Genomic DNA, 17529 nt, shown 5'->3' with positions numbered 1-17529 from the left:
TCAAAATCTGCGGAATCGCCCGTCGATTATGGATTTGTAAATTAGCAAATTATTACCTTCAAATAAAACCCCTAACATTAGGGGTTTCGGTAAGTGGAAGAAAAGTGGGGTTGAAAGGTTGCTTTTTCTTACTGAAATTTTAAAAAGAAATATTATTGTAGACTAATAACTACAATGATTTAACTTGCCTGTTTTCAAAATTTCGCCTTGCTGTACAATTTTATAATAGAATATGCCATCATTTAACTGAGAAAGTGAAATGCTTTGAAAATTACTTTCTATTTTTTGGTTTGTTACTTCTCTACCTGCAAGATCATATAGCATAAAGTAAGTATTTTTATTAAAAGAGTTTGTTGAAATTTGTATTAACTCTTTTGCAGGATTTGGATAAATATTAATAGAAGGTGCGGTAGCCGAACCATTGGCTAATCCTAGTGGACTTATTTGCCCACCCACTGCCATCGCGTGAAAATAATTTACACTGTAAGGAAATGCGCCGATTGTAAAGGAAGTTGGAATTGTAAACGTTATGCTTTGCACTTGCTTTGCTGAATTTGGAGCGCTAAGTGTGAGTTGCAATTCAAATAAATTGGGTTGTGTCCCACATTCAATATTTCCGGAGGGTGTGCCTCTTCCCACATTATTAAAAGTTGGCAAGGTAGCAGTAAACCAATTTACGCAGGTGTTATTGTTGAATGATTGTGAAGTTGCATCGGTAAACGTTACGAGCACATCCACCGCTAAAGGTGCAACATTTATTACCGATTCATACAACACGTAAAGTTTTGAATAGCTGGCAGGAGTAACCAAAGTTAGTGCGGCACTATTCGGGAAGGGCGAAGTGGTATAAGCAGTAGAATTATTATCTATTGTGAGTGCATTATCTGATGCATAGCTTTGAAGCTGATAAGTTAATCCGGGTGTACGCATACTGGGAGCTAAGCCACTAGTTGGCATAAAACAGGAAGGTAAATTACTAGACGAAGAATACTTGTAGGTATTATCTATAAAGTAATAGCGTGCGCCATCCACTCCAATAGTTGTATGTGTAATTCCTGAAATGGTATTTGTGCCAACCCCATCTGCTACAATATCATTATAAAATCCACTTACAGGTATGTTTATTAATTGCGCTTGAACTTGCATGCTTAAGAGTAAACAAAAAGCAATACTTAAAAATTTACCTCTAGTTGAATATAGCGATTTTATTTTAGTTATTTTCTTGATGATTGAATTTGAATCTGAAATGTAATTTGTTTTCATAAGTTGGTGAGGTTAGTTTTTTGAGAAATTATTTTAGTGTTGAAAAAATGCTTTGTCAAATATTCTTTTTTTAGACAGAATAAAAAACCCCTAATCCTAGGGGTTTACCAAAGGAGCTCGAAATAATTTGTAAAATTGTATTCCTAATTTAATTTAACAGCCTAGCGAAATTGGGTAATTAATGAAACACTTTGCCACACTACTTTTTGTTATACTGCTTTGGATAAATTCATCTGCACAAGGGCCAGGTGGGGTAATCAACAATTTGACATTGTGGCTGAAAGCTGATAATGCTTCCTCACTCACCGGAAATCCAGTACAAAGTTGGACGAGCAGCGGAGGAAGCGCTAGTGGTTATAGTGTTTCACAAACAGTTGTTTCGAAACAACCCGCAGTTATTAATGGTGCCACAAATTCATCAAAATTTAATTTCAACCCAAGAATAAAATTTACTTCCACAAGTGCTTCCAATTACAATGTACTATCAAACAACAGCAGTAGCCCCGACCTATTAGGCAGCAATGGAACTGCAATTGTTGTAACAACAAACGAATTAGGAACAGTGTTTACCTACTCTGCAGCCGGCCGTTACCAGTTAAAACCAAATTTTCGTTTTCAAACCGGAAACAGTGGAACAGGCTATACCTTTGATTGGACAGCTCCAACCGAATATTCTACCAGTTCAGCTTTTATGCCTGTAAGTTATGGATGTGCCGCCAATATGAGCTTACGCAAGAACTCCTTGCAACAAAATACAGCAAACAACAGCAATTTGTCACTCTACTATCCGGCTGTTTTACCGGGAATTTTTTTAGGCGCCAACAATACCGTTGAGGCTTCTAATGCTTCTATTGCTGAAATTATTTTATTTGATGCTAAACCATCCGGAGTGGAAATGGATAGGGTGGAGACATACTTGGCTTTAAAATATGGAATCACTAGGGGAGGTAATACAGGTTTAAACAATATTTACAATTACATCGCATCAAACGCTACAACAGTAGTGTGGGACAAGACAGCCAATGCAGGATTTAATTTCGATATCGCCGGAATAGGAAGAGACGATAACGGAAGTTTAAATCAAAAGCAATCCGTCAGTGTAAACAATGGCGAAGCCTTAACCATAGCACTTGGGAACGCAGCGATACCATCTGAAAATAATACTAATTCTGCACTATTTGCTACGGATAACTCTTTTTTGGTTTGGGGTAACAATGGGCTTGCTAAAACATTTAATATAGCATCCTCAAAGCCAAATGGGATTCAAGAACGCTTAACGCGTGTTTGGAAAACACAAGCTACCAACTTTAATCAAGTAATTAGCATGGGCTTTGAAACTTCGCAAATTACCGGATTGGGCGTTATTGGCACACTTTGCGTTTTGGCTGATGACGACGGAAATTTCTCGGATGCATCAGTCCTTGCAGCTTGCTTAGCAATAAATCCAAGTGGTAGTCGTGTTGAATTTTCCGGAATTAACTTACCTGCAGGAAAACCCTATTTAACCCTTGCCCGTGTTATTGTTCCTACTGTAATTTCTAACAATGGCCCTATTTGTCCGGGTGCAACATTGGTACTAAATGCTCAGTCCATAACGGGCGCTACTTACAATTGGACCGGGCCCAATTCCTTTGCATCTATAAATGCTGTTGATTCAATTGTAAATGCCCTTGTAGTCGCGGCGGGTGGTTATAGTGTTACCATCAACAACAATGGCTGTCTCACCACGCTGAATACCAGTGCGGCAATCACTGCCTCGCAGCTGGCAAGCGTGAGTATTTCTCAAACAACAGGAACGAATCCGACTTGTGCAGGGGCACTTGTAGGGTTCACTGCAATTGCCGTAAATGGTGGGATTGCGCCCACTTTTCAATGGAAAGTGAATGGTGTAAACGTAGGTACTGGTCCAACTTTTTCGACCACTAGCCTAGCACAAAACGATGCTGTTACAGTTGAGCTTAGCTCAACAGCTTTATGTGTGGCAACACCAATCGTAAATTCTTCAGCCTTGCTTATGTCTATTCAGCCTCCGGTGTTGCCTGCTGTTTCAATAGTGTCGAATGTAACAAGCACTTGCTCCGGTGCTCCGGTGAGTTTTACCGCTACGGCTGTAAATGCTGGTTCTACGCCATCTTTTGTTTGGAAAATAAATGGAATCAGCAAAGCAACAGCCGGCCCTACTTTTAGCAGCACAAATTTAAGCAATGCGGATGTGGTAACTGTTGAATTAGTTTCGAGCGAAGCGTGTGCCGCTCCTGCAACAGTGCTTTCAAATACGATTCAAATTCTTGTTACTCCACAGCCTATTGCTGCTTTTAGCTATTCTCCGCTGCAGCCCAATGAAACCGATCCACTGGTAAGTTTCACTAATCAATCGCTTAATGAAACATCTTGGCATTGGGATTTTGATGATGCAGGATCAAGTTCTATTTTGGAAAACCCCTCCTATACTTTTTCGGGGGTTGGGAATTATCAAGTTAGCTTAATTGCTCAAAATGGGCTATGTGCTGATACACTTTCCGAGACCATCACAGTAATACCTTTTACAGCTTATTTTATTCCTAATTCGTTTACTCCAAATGGGGATGGTATCAACGAAGTATTTGGCATCAGCGGAACAGGTATTGATTCAGTTGATTTTGAAATGGCTATATATAACCGCTGGGGAGAATTGGTATTTCAATCGAATGAGTATACAAAAAAATGGGCTGGAAAAACCACAAGTGGTTATCCGGCACCCGAAGGAATATACGTTTATCGATTTCGATTACGTTTGAAAAATAAATTGGAACTGATTAAGTCGAACGGGAGCTTAATTTTGTATCGATAATTATTCCTTTGCTGCAGCCAAAAGTCTTATATGTGGTTTTTTCTGATTAATTTATTTATGCGCGTAATACTTTGAAACGATATGTTCCGGATTTGGAAATAATTTCAAGAAAATAAATCCCACTTGCCAAATTATTGAGTCTCAAATTTGAACCCCTTTCGTCCTTCTCTTCCACAAATACAACATTGTTTCCTAATGCATCAAATAATTGTATTGTATAGTCCAATTGAATGGTTGGATTTAATAATTCAAAATGAAGTTCGTTTTCAAAAGGATTAGGATAAAATGAAATAGCCTCCTTAATAGCCAATTCATTAATGGACACCGTTAAATTAACGCAATTAGATGTGTCGATGCAACCATTTTTAGAAACAATAACCGCATAGCTTCCACTGTTACTTGCAGTATATGCAGCTCCAGTGGCTCCTGCAATAATTGAATTTCCCAAAGTGCAGTTCACCCACTGATAACTAGCACCGGAAGGCAATGCGGTGAGGGTGTTGCCTGCTTGACTTGTGGAAGCCGATAAATTATTCATGGATCGACCGGCAATCCAATTGGAGGCATTTCCCGTTAAGGAAAAGTTATGCAATACTCCATTATTGGCACTATTCGCATGATTTGTTAACGTATTTAAACCTGCATTATTCCCTCCGGCTGTTCCTTGATTGAAATTAAAATAGGCAACAAGACCAGATAGTGGAGCGCATAAATTTTCGTTCATATCTAAAGCAATTTGAGCTTGGGAGCGCTCAATGCTCCATATTTTTACCTCGTCAATAGTGCCAATAAAATTGTTGATTTGATCATTGCGCCGGCCAATAATAATTCCATTTGTTGTATTTGTAAATGTGGCAACAGAGGGATTTCCGCTGGCAGCCATATTTCCATCCACATAAAGCTTTAATTTTGGTGTTGCGGTATTGTTAAACGTAGCCGCAATGTGGTGCCAGGTATTTAAACTAATAGCATTTGTGGCACTAAATCCGTTTCCTCCCACTTCAATTCTTGGCAAACCGTTAATGATATTCAGTGTAAACCTGCCACCAGTTAACATATCACCCCAGTCGAGTATTACCTTTTGAGTTGTACTTAAACTTGGGATTTTTACCCAAGCTTCCACGGTTCGAGAGGCGTTTCCTGTAGGGCCGGCCGTTGGGCATTGCACATAGTCATCAATACCATCAAAGAGAAGCGCGTTTTGTGCCTTCACAAGTAAACCGGCAAGTAGCAATAGTGTGAGCAGGGTAGATTTCATAATTTTTGTTTTTTGAGATTGTTTAAGGGTTAATAATTTTTTCGGATTTTAGCGTTCCGTGCTCATTTGAAAGGGTATATAAATAAATACCTTTGGGTAGGTTCGAAAGTAAAATATGTTGTGTGGTTTGGTTCAACTTCTCAGTTAGCACTGTTCTTCCACTAAAGTCTAGCAGCGTAAAAAAAGTATTTTCTGTGGGGTATTTTGATTGTATCGTTATTCTATCTGTAACAGGATTGGGAAATACTTCATACGCAGCTGCTGTATTGAGCTGAGGAACCCGAGTAATAACCTGTGGTCCAATGCGGGTGATTGAAATATTGTCGATTTTACCACCTGCTCCTTCATTGTGTAAAAAAATCATTTTCCATAGGGCAGGGTTTGTTTTGGTGCTTGAGTTTGTGTCAATTCCCAATGCCAAATTGCTCGCAATGGTGTTCCAAGTGCTTGAGCCAAGGTCTTTACTTTTTACGGTAATATTTCCGGAGTTGCTGCTGTTAAAATTGGAGAGTGTAATTTCAAAGGTTTTCCATATTACAGTGGGGCTTGCAGCATACGTAGTAACGATTCCATTGGGCAGTGTGAGTTTATCGCCGCCTTGTGTACTTGTGCTGTAAATTATAGCTTTTTCATTGACATCACTATTTGCAATTTTACCATCGTTATTAATATCCACACCAATCACAAATTGAACTCCCCAATAAGAACGCAACACATCAAATTGTATGATGTATGTCGAGGAGGTGGAAGAAAAAACAGTATTGCTAAAAAGAGAAGCGAAGGAACGGCTTGCATCAATACCAACGCTTGGACCTGATAATGCAAAAGTTAGTGCATTAGATGTATCGTATCCTGCTCCAGCGCCAACTTGATAGTCGCCACTTGTATTGTGTTTTGTAGTTATCCAACCGTCTTGTCCATTTAAGTTTCCGACTGTTAGGGCATTAAAGTCATACAATACTGTAGAGGTATCGATAACTGCATTAGCAGTTGAACTTAAGGCTATACCTATTGCGAAGAGTGAACTGATTAGTTTTTTTTTCATTAAAAATTCAAAATTAATTTCGGTTATTAATAATTTTTCCGGCATCCATCAATTCACCTTCACGTATTAGTCGATATAAATAAGTGCCATTGCTCCATTCGTGAAGTTTAATAGTTTGAGAAATTTGATCAATTTTAATTTTCTGTAGTTCCCTTCCTGAAACATCACTAATAATTAAATAAGTGTTTTCGGAAATAAAATTCGAAACGATGTTAAGTTGTCCATTCGCCGGATTGGGGAATACTTGAAGTGTTTTTTTGCCTATATCAGGAATAAAACTGCAGACAGTAAAATTGATTTTTATTGAATCACGGTAAGTGCAACCATTGGTATCTACTACATCCACATAATAATATTTCACTGAATTTCCACTGATACTCGTAGATGCTTGAATGCTCGCACCGGTTGAACCGGTATTCCAAAGATAAGAATTAAAGGCCCCCGGACTCAAAGTGATAACCTGGGTATTACATACGGTTGTATCGCTACCAACATTAAGGTGATTACATTGTTCCACAAGAATATCATCCATCGACAAATCATTTCCATTTCCGCCGGCAACATTGGTGAGCATTATTAGTTTTATGGTATTAGTAGTGGGTGTAAATTGTCCCGATTGATATTGTACCCATTGGGGACTAAATGGAGCAAGCAAGCTTGGAGTGTTTTTTAAAACAACATTGTTGCCATCCGTAATGGTAATGTGCATGTTGCATTGTCCTCCCGAAAAGGTTGTAGTATACCAGGAAGAAATACGCATAGGAACATTCGGGCAAACGGAAATTGTTCGACGGTAAACAGTATCTCCAACACAAGCCCCGGCTCCGGTTGCAGTGGTACAATTTACAAAGTTTAAATACAAGGACTTCGCTCCGCTGTGCACCGAATAAGCTTGTGGAACGGTGGTGTAAACAAGTCCGGTTAAAATATCCGGACAAGGTGTTGTATATTCAAATCCATCAAAAAATTGTGTATGCCAGGTGCATTGGCTTTTTGCATTTTGAATAGGAGCAAATGAACCTAGCAGGAAGAGAAGTAAAAATGGGAGTTTCGGTATTTGTTTTTTCATTGAAATTGTGCGGATTTTAGTGAAGGGTAGAAATTTGAATGGTTTAATGTGTTTTACAAGAATGCTTATTTTACTATTTTTGACAAAATACGCGAGATTTTATTCCAATTGAAATACCTAATTTTAGGGGCTTTTCAAATAGAATACTACAAACACAAATTACCAATTGTATTAAATGAAATCGCATATCCCATTTCTTTTTTTTTCACTTATACAATGTAAATGGCGTTTATTCTGCCTTATTTGTTTAAGCTTTCCAGTTGCATTATTTGCTCAAGGTAATTTCCAGTATACAACCTACACCCAGGAAAATGGGCTCGTTTCGGGAACCATAAGAGGCATGAGTAAAGACAAAGAAGGTTTTTTATGGTTGATGGCAGAAAATGGATTGAGCCGTTTTGATGGGTATTCATTTAAAAAGTTCGATTACAATTCTTCCGACTCAACTAGTATATCCTCCATTGATGTGCGAGCAATGGTTACAAATACGCGTGGGGATTTGCTTTTTCAAACGGCAAATGGGATTTGCTTGTACTTACCAGCTAAGAATGGTTTCAGAAGAGTTTTATCTTATACAAATGCAGATAATATTTGTTGTGTGTTGGGTGGTACAAATAGTTTTTGGATTGTGCGAAGAAATGGAATATTGTTCCTTGATTCGCTTTACCGATTATCTGCAGAAATTAAATTTCCTGAAAATTTTCGAACCAGGGCATCACACCTGGCCATGTTAAGCGATAACAATGTATGGGTTTCTGACGGAAAAAGAATTTTGTGTTTTAATACAGCGAATCAACGTTTTTCAGAAGTGCCCTGTTTTTATAGTTTCCCAAACAAAAAATCCTTTGAAAGTTCTATTTACTATTTATTTACCCGGGATGGAATTCCTTTTTTTTATTCTGCCGTGGGTTTGTTTCAATATGATAAATCAAGAAATGCATTTGTTCAGTTTTCGCAAAGTCAATTAGTTATAGACCCTGAAAATCCGGTTGATGGAAGTTTTTATACGAATAAATACCTCATATTTTCCTTACGGAGGAACAAATTAAAAGTGATTGATACTCATACCGGAGAAGAGAAATGGATTGATTTATCAGCCCATTCAAAAGGTTTAATGAGTACGCAAATTTCAGGATTTTCAAAGATTACAGATAATCTTATTTGGGTATGTACGCTTTCTCAAGGTTTTTTTAAAATTGATATTGAGCACGGTACGATTCAGCAGTTTTGCAACAATCCTGAAGATCGAAACAGTTTACCTTCTAACAATATCAGTTTAATTTTAAATGACGACAACTTGGTGTGGTTGATTTCTCAAGGGGTTGGATTAATTAAATATGAATTTCTTAATCCTGTATTCCCAACCTACCGACCCACAGCGGCAACGGATAAGGAAAATATTACCTTAGAAAACAATATTCGAACCATCACCGAATTGGACAAAAACACCTTGCTATTGGGAGGTTTAGCAGGATTAAAAAAGTTTGATATTCATGCCAAAAAATTTAGTGAATTTTACGGTCCTGGTCAATCTGAACCACTCTTAAGAAAAAGGGCAATCAGTAAGGTTTTGAAGGATAAAGCGGGAAACTTATGGATTGCTGTATGGGGAAGAGATGGAATAGTTGTGATTTCGAAAGATGGAAAAAAAATGCACAACTTATTGCCCAATCCTGACCCTAAAAAACCCGAATATAATTCCTTGCGAAGTATGTTTATCGATACACAAAATATGCTGTGGGTGGGTACTGATAACAATATTGTTTATACCGCAAATCTAAACCATGTGAGTTTTGATTCTCTTAAACTGATTCAATTTGAAAAAATCAAAGCTGCACAAAACTCGCCGGATTCATTGTCTTTTACCATTTGCTTTGCTATAAACGAAACGAAAGACGGATTGATGCTTTTGGGCACTCAAAATGGCCTCTATGCTTGTGACATAAGCCACCGCAATTTTAAGCGATATGTAAATAAAAATGGAAATAAAAGCAGTATTTCCGCAAATGATGTGAGGGCTATTTTTGTTGATAACGAGAACAAAGTTTGGATTGCAACCAATGGAGGTGGAATTAATTATTTTGATGAAAAAAATAAAAGCTTTAGCCGTTTTATGGTTGAAGACGGCTTGCCCGACAACTCCGTTTATTCCATAGTACAGGATAATTCGGGTATCTTATGGTTAGGAACAAATAAGGGCTTATGTGCTTTTGACAAACTAAAAAACAGATGCCGTAATTTCCTGTTAAAGGATGGTATCCAAAACTACGAATTCAATACCAATGCTACATATAAAACTACCGGTGGAAATATTGTATTTGGTGGAATTAATGGATTTAATATTTTTAATCCTGACTCCATCAAACTAAATGCTACACCGCCCAAAGTGGTAATCACCGAGTTTAAAGTGTTAGATGAGGATGTTAATTTCATGGATCATGAAATTAAATTTAAACACAATCAAAACTATATTTCATTTGAATTTGCCGCTTTGAATTTTTTCAGAAACTCAGAGAATAATTATGCATACAAACTCGAAGGCTTAGACAAGGATTGGATTTACTGTTCCGATAGAAGGTTTACCAATTACCAAAATTTGGCACCCGGAAAATATACTTTCCGCGTGAAGGCCTCAAACAGTTTTGGTATTTGGAATGAAAATGATGCATCTGTTACATTTAGCATTGCCACACCATGGTATAACACCTGGATGTTTTATGCTGTTTTATTATTCCTGGTGAGTGGGTTAGTATATTTTATATACCGATACAGGCTTCAACAAGCCATTGAATTGCAAACTATACGAAATAATATTGCACGCGACTTACACGATGAAATTGGGTCCAATTTAAGTAGTATTTCGCTGTTTACGCAAGTTGCTAAGGACAATAAAAATGGGCAGGAATTAAGCCTTTTTCCCTTGCTGCAAAAAATTAGTGAATACACGCAAACCTCGCAAGAAGCTATGAACGATATTGTGTGGATGGTTAACACTCGAAACGACCGATTTGAGAATATCATTGTACGAATGCGTACCTTAGCAGTAGAACTTTTAGAAGCAAAAAATATTCGATTAACACTTAATTTTGATGACGCGCTTAATGAGTTAAAATTGGGAATGAACGAGCGGAAAAATTTTTACTTGATTTACAAAGAGGCACTCAACAATATTGTTAAGTATGCGGACTGCAGCAATGTTTGGATTGACTTATTTTTGGAAAACAATCGAGTAAAATTGATTATTAAAGACGATGGAAGGGGATTTGTTGAAGCGCATTTGGAGGAAGGAAACGGATTAGTGAATATGAAAAAGCGCGCAGCAGTGCTTAAAGGCGAAATTGCAATTGTATCGAACCCCGGATCCGGAACCCGTTTAGAACTAATTTTTAATTTATAGGAAGTGCTTATATGCCTAATATTAGGCATATTTGTTAAGCTATTTATCACTTAAATTTGTAATATGATAAAAGTATTAGTATACGACGACAACAGCGGAAGACGGGAGGGCCTTCAGTTGCTCATAAGCCAAAGTACCGATGTTACATGTGTAGGGGCTTACGAAAATTGCAAAAACGTAGTTGCACAAGTTGAAACGTTAAAGCCGGATGTGGAGTCTACCGACCGAATGTCGAACCACCGTGATATTGATATCCTATTAGGTTTAAAATCTTCTTCTATAATTAAAGATTGAGCAAATTATTAATACAGCTTAAAATCACTCCACCACAAACTTCTTCTGAAGCCGCACACCATTTACATCACTTAGTATAATATAAACGCCCGGTGCTAGGTCTACTTGTGGTTTAATAATAAAGCTGTTTTCTTCTCTGGCGATAATTGCTGCTCTATAAACGCTCGCTCCTTCCGAATTAAAAATATACAAATCTACCTTTTGATTTTTCTCTTTAATTCCATTTAGTTCTACAGAAAACTCATTTTGGTAGGGATTAGGATTGGGGTAAACGTTCATCGATAATGTTGAAAGCAGTGGATTTTCAGATTCCAATGAATCAATGTATCTTGAGTAGTTTGAATTGGTTGTGATACTGCATGAATCCCCATAGGCTTCCCATTGCCCTGCAAAGTATTTAACCTGAACATAGTAAGTTTGGTTTGCCAAAATTGTACTACCGGATTGATTTGCCCATGAAAGAATAAAGAAATTGTTTGAACTATTTCGGTATATCTCACGTGTGCGATAGCCATTACTGTATGTTCCAGAAACTTTATACTGATAATTTGAAGCACCATAAATAGCATCCCAATAAATAAATGTTGATCCTGAACTGATGGAAGTATTACATTGGGATGTTTGCAATTTGGTGAATGGAGCAGTAGGTGTTGTTAATGTACAGGTACTTCCATAAGGCAACCATGCACCCCCAACAGAAGCAGCGGCTTCAATTGAATAGGTTGTACCGTATTTTACACCACCGGGAGAAATCGAAGGATTAATTGTAGTAAATCTGAAAAAGTTATTTGAATTAGAGGTCTCTATTGTATTATCATATCCGCTGGCCGTAATGTGATACCGATAATACGATGCTGAACTGATTGGCGTAACATAAAAAATATCGTTCAAGGTTGTTTGATTGGTATTACAATAAGTTGAGGTTAACGAAGTTGTTGGAAGGCCTGAAACATGCACAACGCAAGTAGGGCCAAAGCTACCCCATTCGCCTGGTCGGCTGCCGTAAGTTGCATTCGTATTACCTACAAGCGCGCGAACTTTAACGTTGTAGTAATACCCATACCTTACCTTAGGTGTTATTGCTGCCATATCTAGGCGCAATTCACCAACTGAATTAAAGGTAGTACTGGTAGTATCGTATACATAAGCATTGGTAGTGTCGGTTTCTACAATTTTATATTGATACTTGTTAGCTCCGGCAATGGTCGAAACATTAATTAATTCATGCTGGTCAGTTACAATATAATCGCATTGACCAGGTGTTGAAGGATTATCAACTAATTTGTTTTGTGGAAAAGCAGAAAGCGTTATTGGACAAGAAGCACCATAAGGACTCCAGATATTATTCTTTTTATAAGAAACAGAAACATTATAAGTATGTCCATAAATCACACCGGGAGCTTGGGTAATAGGAGAAAAGCTAGTGTTTGAGTTAAAGGTAGAATGCTCAAAATCATAACCTGCCTGCGTGCCAGTACCGACAAACCTATACTTGAAATTACTGACACCTGAAACTGTGTAAGCATAAATCAAATTGGATGAGCTCAAGGTAGTATTGCAATAAGTGGTATCCACCCGTGTCACTTGTATTTCTTTTATTTGAATGTCATCAATATAAAGGCTTCCTTGATTGGCAGCACTGGTTGCCTGAAATCCGAAATATATTTGACCAGTAGCAGTTGCCAAATAATCATTGGCAGAATCTTTATGATAGCTTGTACTACTGCTCGATCCATTAAAGAGAACATAACTACCTGTCAACGTTGAAGCATCAGGGCTTGGTCCTAAATAGACTTGATAAGTTTCGGCAGCACTGCCACTAGCAATTCTATCGTACCAACTCACCCGGTATACGTGACCAGCGGTTACATTAATGGGTGGTGAAAAAAACCAATCATTAAGGGCTGTTGTATTATCTGCATTTTTATCAATACGCATGTGATTACTTCCGGTTCGTGGTGCGGTGGTGCTGGTGTACCAACTGCTTGTGCCTAAACCATCATAATTTTCAATAAGCATACCGCAAGGAATGGTAGGAGCGGTCGCACTTTCTGCACCAAGCGTAATTGTGGTACTAAGGCTTGGTGAAACTGCTTGTGAAGCCCCCGATGCAAAGGATCCTGTGGAGCAGCCAAGTGTTAATGAATCTCTAAAATCATACGGAACTACTTTGTAATAATAAGTTGTTGCAGGCAGTAAAGGAAGCAACGAATAAGCCGTATCAGTACCAACATCCTCATGGTAAACAAGATAGTTAGGTGTACCGCTCCCGCTCCAAACAGTAAGGTCATATCCTTTCAAACAGCTGCTTGCCGTTGTCCAAGTGAGTTTTGTAGCTGTGATACAGCTTGTATTTACGGGTGTAACAGTAACACAGCTTGGCCCCGAACTTGAATCAGGTGTTGCTACCGTTATGTTAATCACTTTAGTACAAAGGCTGTCATCAGTTATTGTAACAGTATGATTGCCTGCTGTAAGACCATTTACAGTTGCTGTATTTGCACCTGTGCTCCACGAATAAGTATAAGGAGCAGTACCATAAATTGGGCTTACTGTTGCAGTTCCAAAGTTTGGACTCAAGCAAACATTATCCGTTGGAGTTACACTACCATCCAATTTACCTGTAATTGCAACTATTTGAGTATCTATATAAGAAGTATTTCCTCTTGTTATTGTGTGCGTAATCGTAAAAGTATAATTGCCGTTCGCTCGGCTTTGAGTGGCACTAGTATTATCCGTATAGTCGGCAAAATAATCCCAGGTAAAAGAAACAGGACTGCCTCTTTGGGGTGTTCTTCTCACATCTCCAAAATCCCATGTATGGATTACATTGGCTGAGTCTTCATCAGCGGTAACAGTAATTTCACCGGGTTTTGAACAACCTGTTCTCGTTATCCTAAACGATGCATCAAATGTACTGGGAATATCAGTGCAATTGTGCAGGTAAACTGATGAAGCCTGTGTGTAAAACTGAAATGTGTCTCCAGTCGTAGTAATAGCCGTGTTATAGTCTGAGTCAAAAAGTTGAAACTGGTTCATTCCACCGGGGGCTCCATTATTCTTAAATTTCAAACAAAAGAATTCATTGGGTCCATTTGGGTAAGTGGTAGTTACCCCAGGAGAAAATGCAACCCGTATTGGAACTTCCATATAACTTACTCCCCCAATAGAAGTACTAGTCATGGGTGTGCCAATAGTAGATCCTGTATCAATGGTACCAGCACTCAATGAAAAGTTAGTTGACGTAAGAGCCCCTGCTAACGGGGGTTCTAAAAAGGCCGGATACACCAACGAAAGATCTATGAATTGAACATTCGATATGGTTTTATGTACACCCAAGCAAACATCAACAATGCTCTCTTCAGCGCAATCTCCATTAGCGTAGGTTATTAAGGGGCAAGTAGCTAAAACACGCACGCATTCATCGCCGGTAGTATAAGTGCTAGTGCCATCTGTCATTGAAACCTGATTGGTATGGCTTGCTGGCGCTGATGGTGTACAAAAATTATTTACTTGTGTAAAATAACCGTCTATAACATAAGTTTTGCACGAGGGACCGGCAGGTATAGTTACTGTTAAAGGTGAGGCAAGGGGATTGTTTACTACTTGAAAATTACTTGGTAAAACATCCGTAATGGTAACTGTTTGCCCAGTTCCCGAATTATTACAAACCTCAACTGTAAATTTTACAGGGTAACCTGCGTAGGTAACAGTTGGTACTGCGGCTTGCTTTATAGTTAAGCACTCTGTTGCAACAATAACTGTAGCTGTAGCTGAATAATCACAACCACTGGCTGTACTCGTTCCTGTTGCAGTAACAGAATAAACCGTTGTTGCGGTAGGACTTGGTGAATAATTATACGAAGTAACTCCACTTACCGCTGTTCCGTTGGCAAACCACTGGTAATTCTGAAAGCCAGTTTGTGGTGCTTCCAAATGTACAGTAGAACCGGGAATGCAATTAGCAAGAGGATCTGAACTTGTAATGCTAAAAGTATTAGGACTTAGGTAATTAACGGTTTCACTAACTTCCCTTTCACATCCATTATTTCCAATAGTAATCAAGGAATAAGTTCCAGGACTAAAAACAGTTATAGAAGGTGTTGTTTGGCCTGTACTCCAAACATAATTAGCATTATTTAAAACATTTGAAGGAGCTACATTTAAAAGCACACCATCCCCTGCACATGCCGCTGATGTTGAATTAATAGTAGGTGTAACGCCTGAATAGGCTCCCATTGCTGTTGTAACTGTCTTAGACAATGTTTGACTACAACCTGATACACTATTATTAATTGTTACGGAGTATGTTCCAGGGCAAACAGTTGTATTGTTTGTTAATGCGCTATTTGACCATGACCAGCTATCACCACTAATTAGAGGAATCACAGATAATGTTACTTCCTGTCCAGCTGGTGAGCAGGTAGTTGTTGGTGTACAGTTCGCAACTATATACCTGTAAGGTTCTTGCTTTATATCTACTGTAATTGAATTACTTGTTCCGGAGCAACTGCCTGCCATCACGCAATAATAAACTCCGCTTACTGTAGCAGTATAATTATATGACGTTGCATTTGTAATTGCTGCCCCGTTCATATACCACTGATAGCTTGCACCGGTTAGATTCAAGTTAGCCTGCAAAAATATTGGTCTATTCCCGCAGGTTACAGGGGATGGATTTAACGGGTTTCCTGCATTTAATGCCTGTATGTTAAATTTATTATCAATAACAAAATCTTGCTCATAGGTATAGAAGCAACCTGTTGAATAAGTAATTGTCAAAGAGACTTTATAGGCTCCGTTTATTAAATTGTAATGAACCGGTTGAAGACCACTCCCGACTAATGTGTATGATGGCACTGGGCCACTAGAAGCGGCAAAGGATGTTGAGGCTGTCATTGGTTGATTAAGTGAGTTTAAAACAACATAACTGTAGGAGTTTCCATCTTCTATTGGGCCTTGATAAACAAGGCTGAAATCAGTAACGCCATTTGTAGGGCATGCAGAAGCATATCCTAAAAAAGTAATTGGATGATCTAAAGGTTCAACCATATAATTCTGTGCATACCATTGACAGGCTCCTGGTTTCACTAGATTACTTTCAGGTTGTCCGTGAACATTATGAACAGAAACGTCTCCCAAGAAATCATCATAAAAATCTCGCTCCACTGTAAAGATATTAACAGCACTTGAAGATTGCAGATAATCACCTAAAAAATTAGAAGCAGGTGCAGCTCCTAGTCTTGTGCTATTCGCAGCAAAAATCGGATGATAGTCGGTTTGGAGAACTGTATTTAATGGTCCCAAACAGGAATTCGCTGTAGGTGTAGATGTTGGGGCCGGGTTGGAACCATCAATTGATTCAGAGAATCGTAGAAAACGGTCAACATATTTATCTGTTCTTCTAAATCCATCATAAACAGTATTTGAAGTACGATTATAGTAATCAGCTAATATTCTATCCACATTCCTTTTTGTTACACCTCCAACCGTATAGTCATCATCAATAAATTCTGCTATCTTACAAGGATTTGTATTGATACCAATTGCTATATCTTGAGGGTTTGTAGCTTCTAAGGATCCGATATAAGTTTCTACATAATAATCATAATTATGATTATCACGAATCTTATCCATTAAAGTAATTAAATCGTTGTAGTCGTCATTGTCTCTTGGCGAACGGACTTGGTCATCAAATAATGCTCCGTTCCAAAATTCCCATTCAGTCGTCAAGACGTCAATATTCTCACATGGTGCTTTGCTAGTAAAGCTATAGTAAAGTGGGTTATTCATATTAACTAACCTTAAGGCTAATTTGCAGTTCTCTGCCACTTCATAACGTGGGTCATCACTCTGAATATTGCTGTCTTCAACGAATTTCAAATCATCGTAAAGGCTAGTTCCATAAGCAGTTGTATCAAAATAAAAAGGATTAGAAGCTCGTAATGAATTCCCAATGCTTAAAGGATTGTTAGGGTCATCCAATTTACTAAAACCTCCAGAACTTCCCACATATTTTATACAATATTCACTTTTCGCAGTACAAATAAACTCTCTTAAAGCTAGAATTTTATCATTAATCTGCTGAGGATTTCCTAAAAATATATTTCTTAGCCCATAGAGGGAAATGTATGTTATATGATTTTGCATGCAATAGGTCAACAATTTATTTTCCTCAGTACTATTAGTTAAAATACTATTTGAAATGTCAATTTCATCTGCATTTGCCCCAGAAGTAACAAGTGTTATAAAACGATTTACATAAAGACCTCTTTGTTCTCCTGGAATTTGAGCCTTTGTTGTAAAACTTACAAGTATTGAGCATGACAAAGCTATTTGTAGTATTATTTTCATGAGTTTAAAATTCTTAAGT

8 protein-coding genes are annotated in these 17529 nt (G+C 38.0%); 3 read left to right on the top strand and 5 right to left on the bottom strand.

Going from position 1 to position 17529, the window contains the following annotated elements; translation table 11 throughout:
* Positions 1–162 precede the first annotated feature (162 nt).
* Positions 163–1263, bottom strand: a complete 1101-nt coding sequence (locus IPP32_02205; protein MBL0046898.1) for a T9SS type A sorting domain-containing protein — start codon at positions 1261–1263, stop codon at positions 163–165.
* A 181-nt stretch (positions 1264–1444) separates the two neighbouring features.
* Between IPP32_02205 and IPP32_02200 the strand changes: the two genes are divergently transcribed.
* Positions 1445–4093: a gliding motility-associated C-terminal domain-containing protein gene (locus IPP32_02200; protein MBL0046897.1), complete on the top strand. Its 2649-nt coding sequence runs from the start codon at positions 1445–1447 to the stop codon at positions 4091–4093.
* A gap of 55 nt (positions 4094–4148) precedes the next feature.
* Here IPP32_02200 and IPP32_02195 read toward each other — a convergent pair whose 3' ends face one another.
* The 3 genes from IPP32_02195 to IPP32_02185 are packed head-to-tail and all read right to left on the bottom strand — an operon-like array spanning position 4149 to position 7465.
* Positions 4149–5351 carry a T9SS type A sorting domain-containing protein gene (locus IPP32_02195; protein ID MBL0046896.1) on the bottom strand — a complete coding sequence of 401 codons (1203 nt, stop codon included), beginning with the start codon at positions 5349–5351 and terminating at the stop codon, positions 4149–4151.
* Between the two features lie 22 nt (positions 5352–5373).
* Positions 5374–6396 (bottom strand): T9SS type A sorting domain-containing protein, encoded by a 1023-nt coding sequence (locus tag IPP32_02190; GenBank protein ID MBL0046895.1) that lies wholly within the window; start codon positions 6394–6396, stop codon positions 5374–5376.
* Positions 6397–6409: 13 nt separating this feature from the next.
* Positions 6410–7465 carry a T9SS type A sorting domain-containing protein gene (locus IPP32_02185; protein ID MBL0046894.1) on the bottom strand — a complete coding sequence of 352 codons (1056 nt, stop codon included), beginning with the start codon at positions 7463–7465 and terminating at the stop codon, positions 6410–6412.
* A gap of 175 nt (positions 7466–7640) precedes the next feature.
* Between IPP32_02185 and IPP32_02180 the strand changes: the two genes are divergently transcribed.
* A complete protein-coding gene (locus IPP32_02180; GenBank protein ID MBL0046893.1) occupies positions 7641–10862 on the top strand; it encodes a hypothetical protein in 3222 nt (1073 codons plus the stop codon).
* 63 nt (positions 10863–10925) lie between these two features.
* Positions 10926–11156: a hypothetical protein gene (locus IPP32_02175; GenBank protein ID MBL0046892.1), complete on the top strand. Its 231-nt coding sequence runs from the start codon at positions 10926–10928 to the stop codon at positions 11154–11156.
* A 24-nt stretch (positions 11157–11180) separates the two neighbouring features.
* On the opposite strand, the gene IPP32_02170 is transcribed toward IPP32_02175, so the two are convergent.
* Entirely contained in the window at positions 11181–17510 is a 6330-nt protein-coding gene (locus tag IPP32_02170) for a hypothetical protein (protein MBL0046891.1), read from the bottom strand.
* Positions 17511–17529: the final 19 nt, after the last annotated feature.

This window comes from Bacteroidota bacterium, assembly GCA_016721765.1.
Classification (GTDB): Bacteria; Bacteroidota; Bacteroidia; order UBA4408; family UBA4408; genus UBA4408.
Note: the sequence above shows the minus strand (reverse complement) of the source record. Positions and strands in the feature narration are given on the sequence as shown.

Excerpts from the sequence above, each read along its gene's own strand:
- IPP32_02185 (MBL0046894.1), bottom strand. The coding sequence starts at position 7,465 with ATGAAAAAACAAATACCGAAACTCCCATTTTTACTTCTCTTCCTGCTA.
- IPP32_02195 (MBL0046896.1), bottom strand. The coding sequence starts at position 5,351 with ATGAAATCTACCCTGCTCACACTATTGCTACTTGCCGGTTTACTTGTG.
- IPP32_02205 (MBL0046898.1), bottom strand. The coding sequence starts at position 1,263 with ATGAAAACAAATTACATTTCAGATTCAAATTCAATCATCAAGAAAATA.
- IPP32_02180 (MBL0046893.1), top strand. The coding sequence starts at position 7,641 with ATGAAATCGCATATCCCATTTCTTTTTTTTTCACTTATACAATGTAAA.
- IPP32_02170 (MBL0046891.1), bottom strand. The coding sequence starts at position 17,510 with ATGAAAATAATACTACAAATAGCTTTGTCATGCTCAATACTTGTAAGT.
- IPP32_02175 (MBL0046892.1), top strand. The coding sequence starts at position 10,926 with ATGATAAAAGTATTAGTATACGACGACAACAGCGGAAGACGGGAGGGC.
- IPP32_02190 (MBL0046895.1), bottom strand. The coding sequence starts at position 6,396 with ATGAAAAAAAAACTAATCAGTTCACTCTTCGCAATAGGTATAGCCTTA.
- IPP32_02200 (MBL0046897.1), top strand. The coding sequence starts at position 1,445 with ATGAAACACTTTGCCACACTACTTTTTGTTATACTGCTTTGGATAAAT.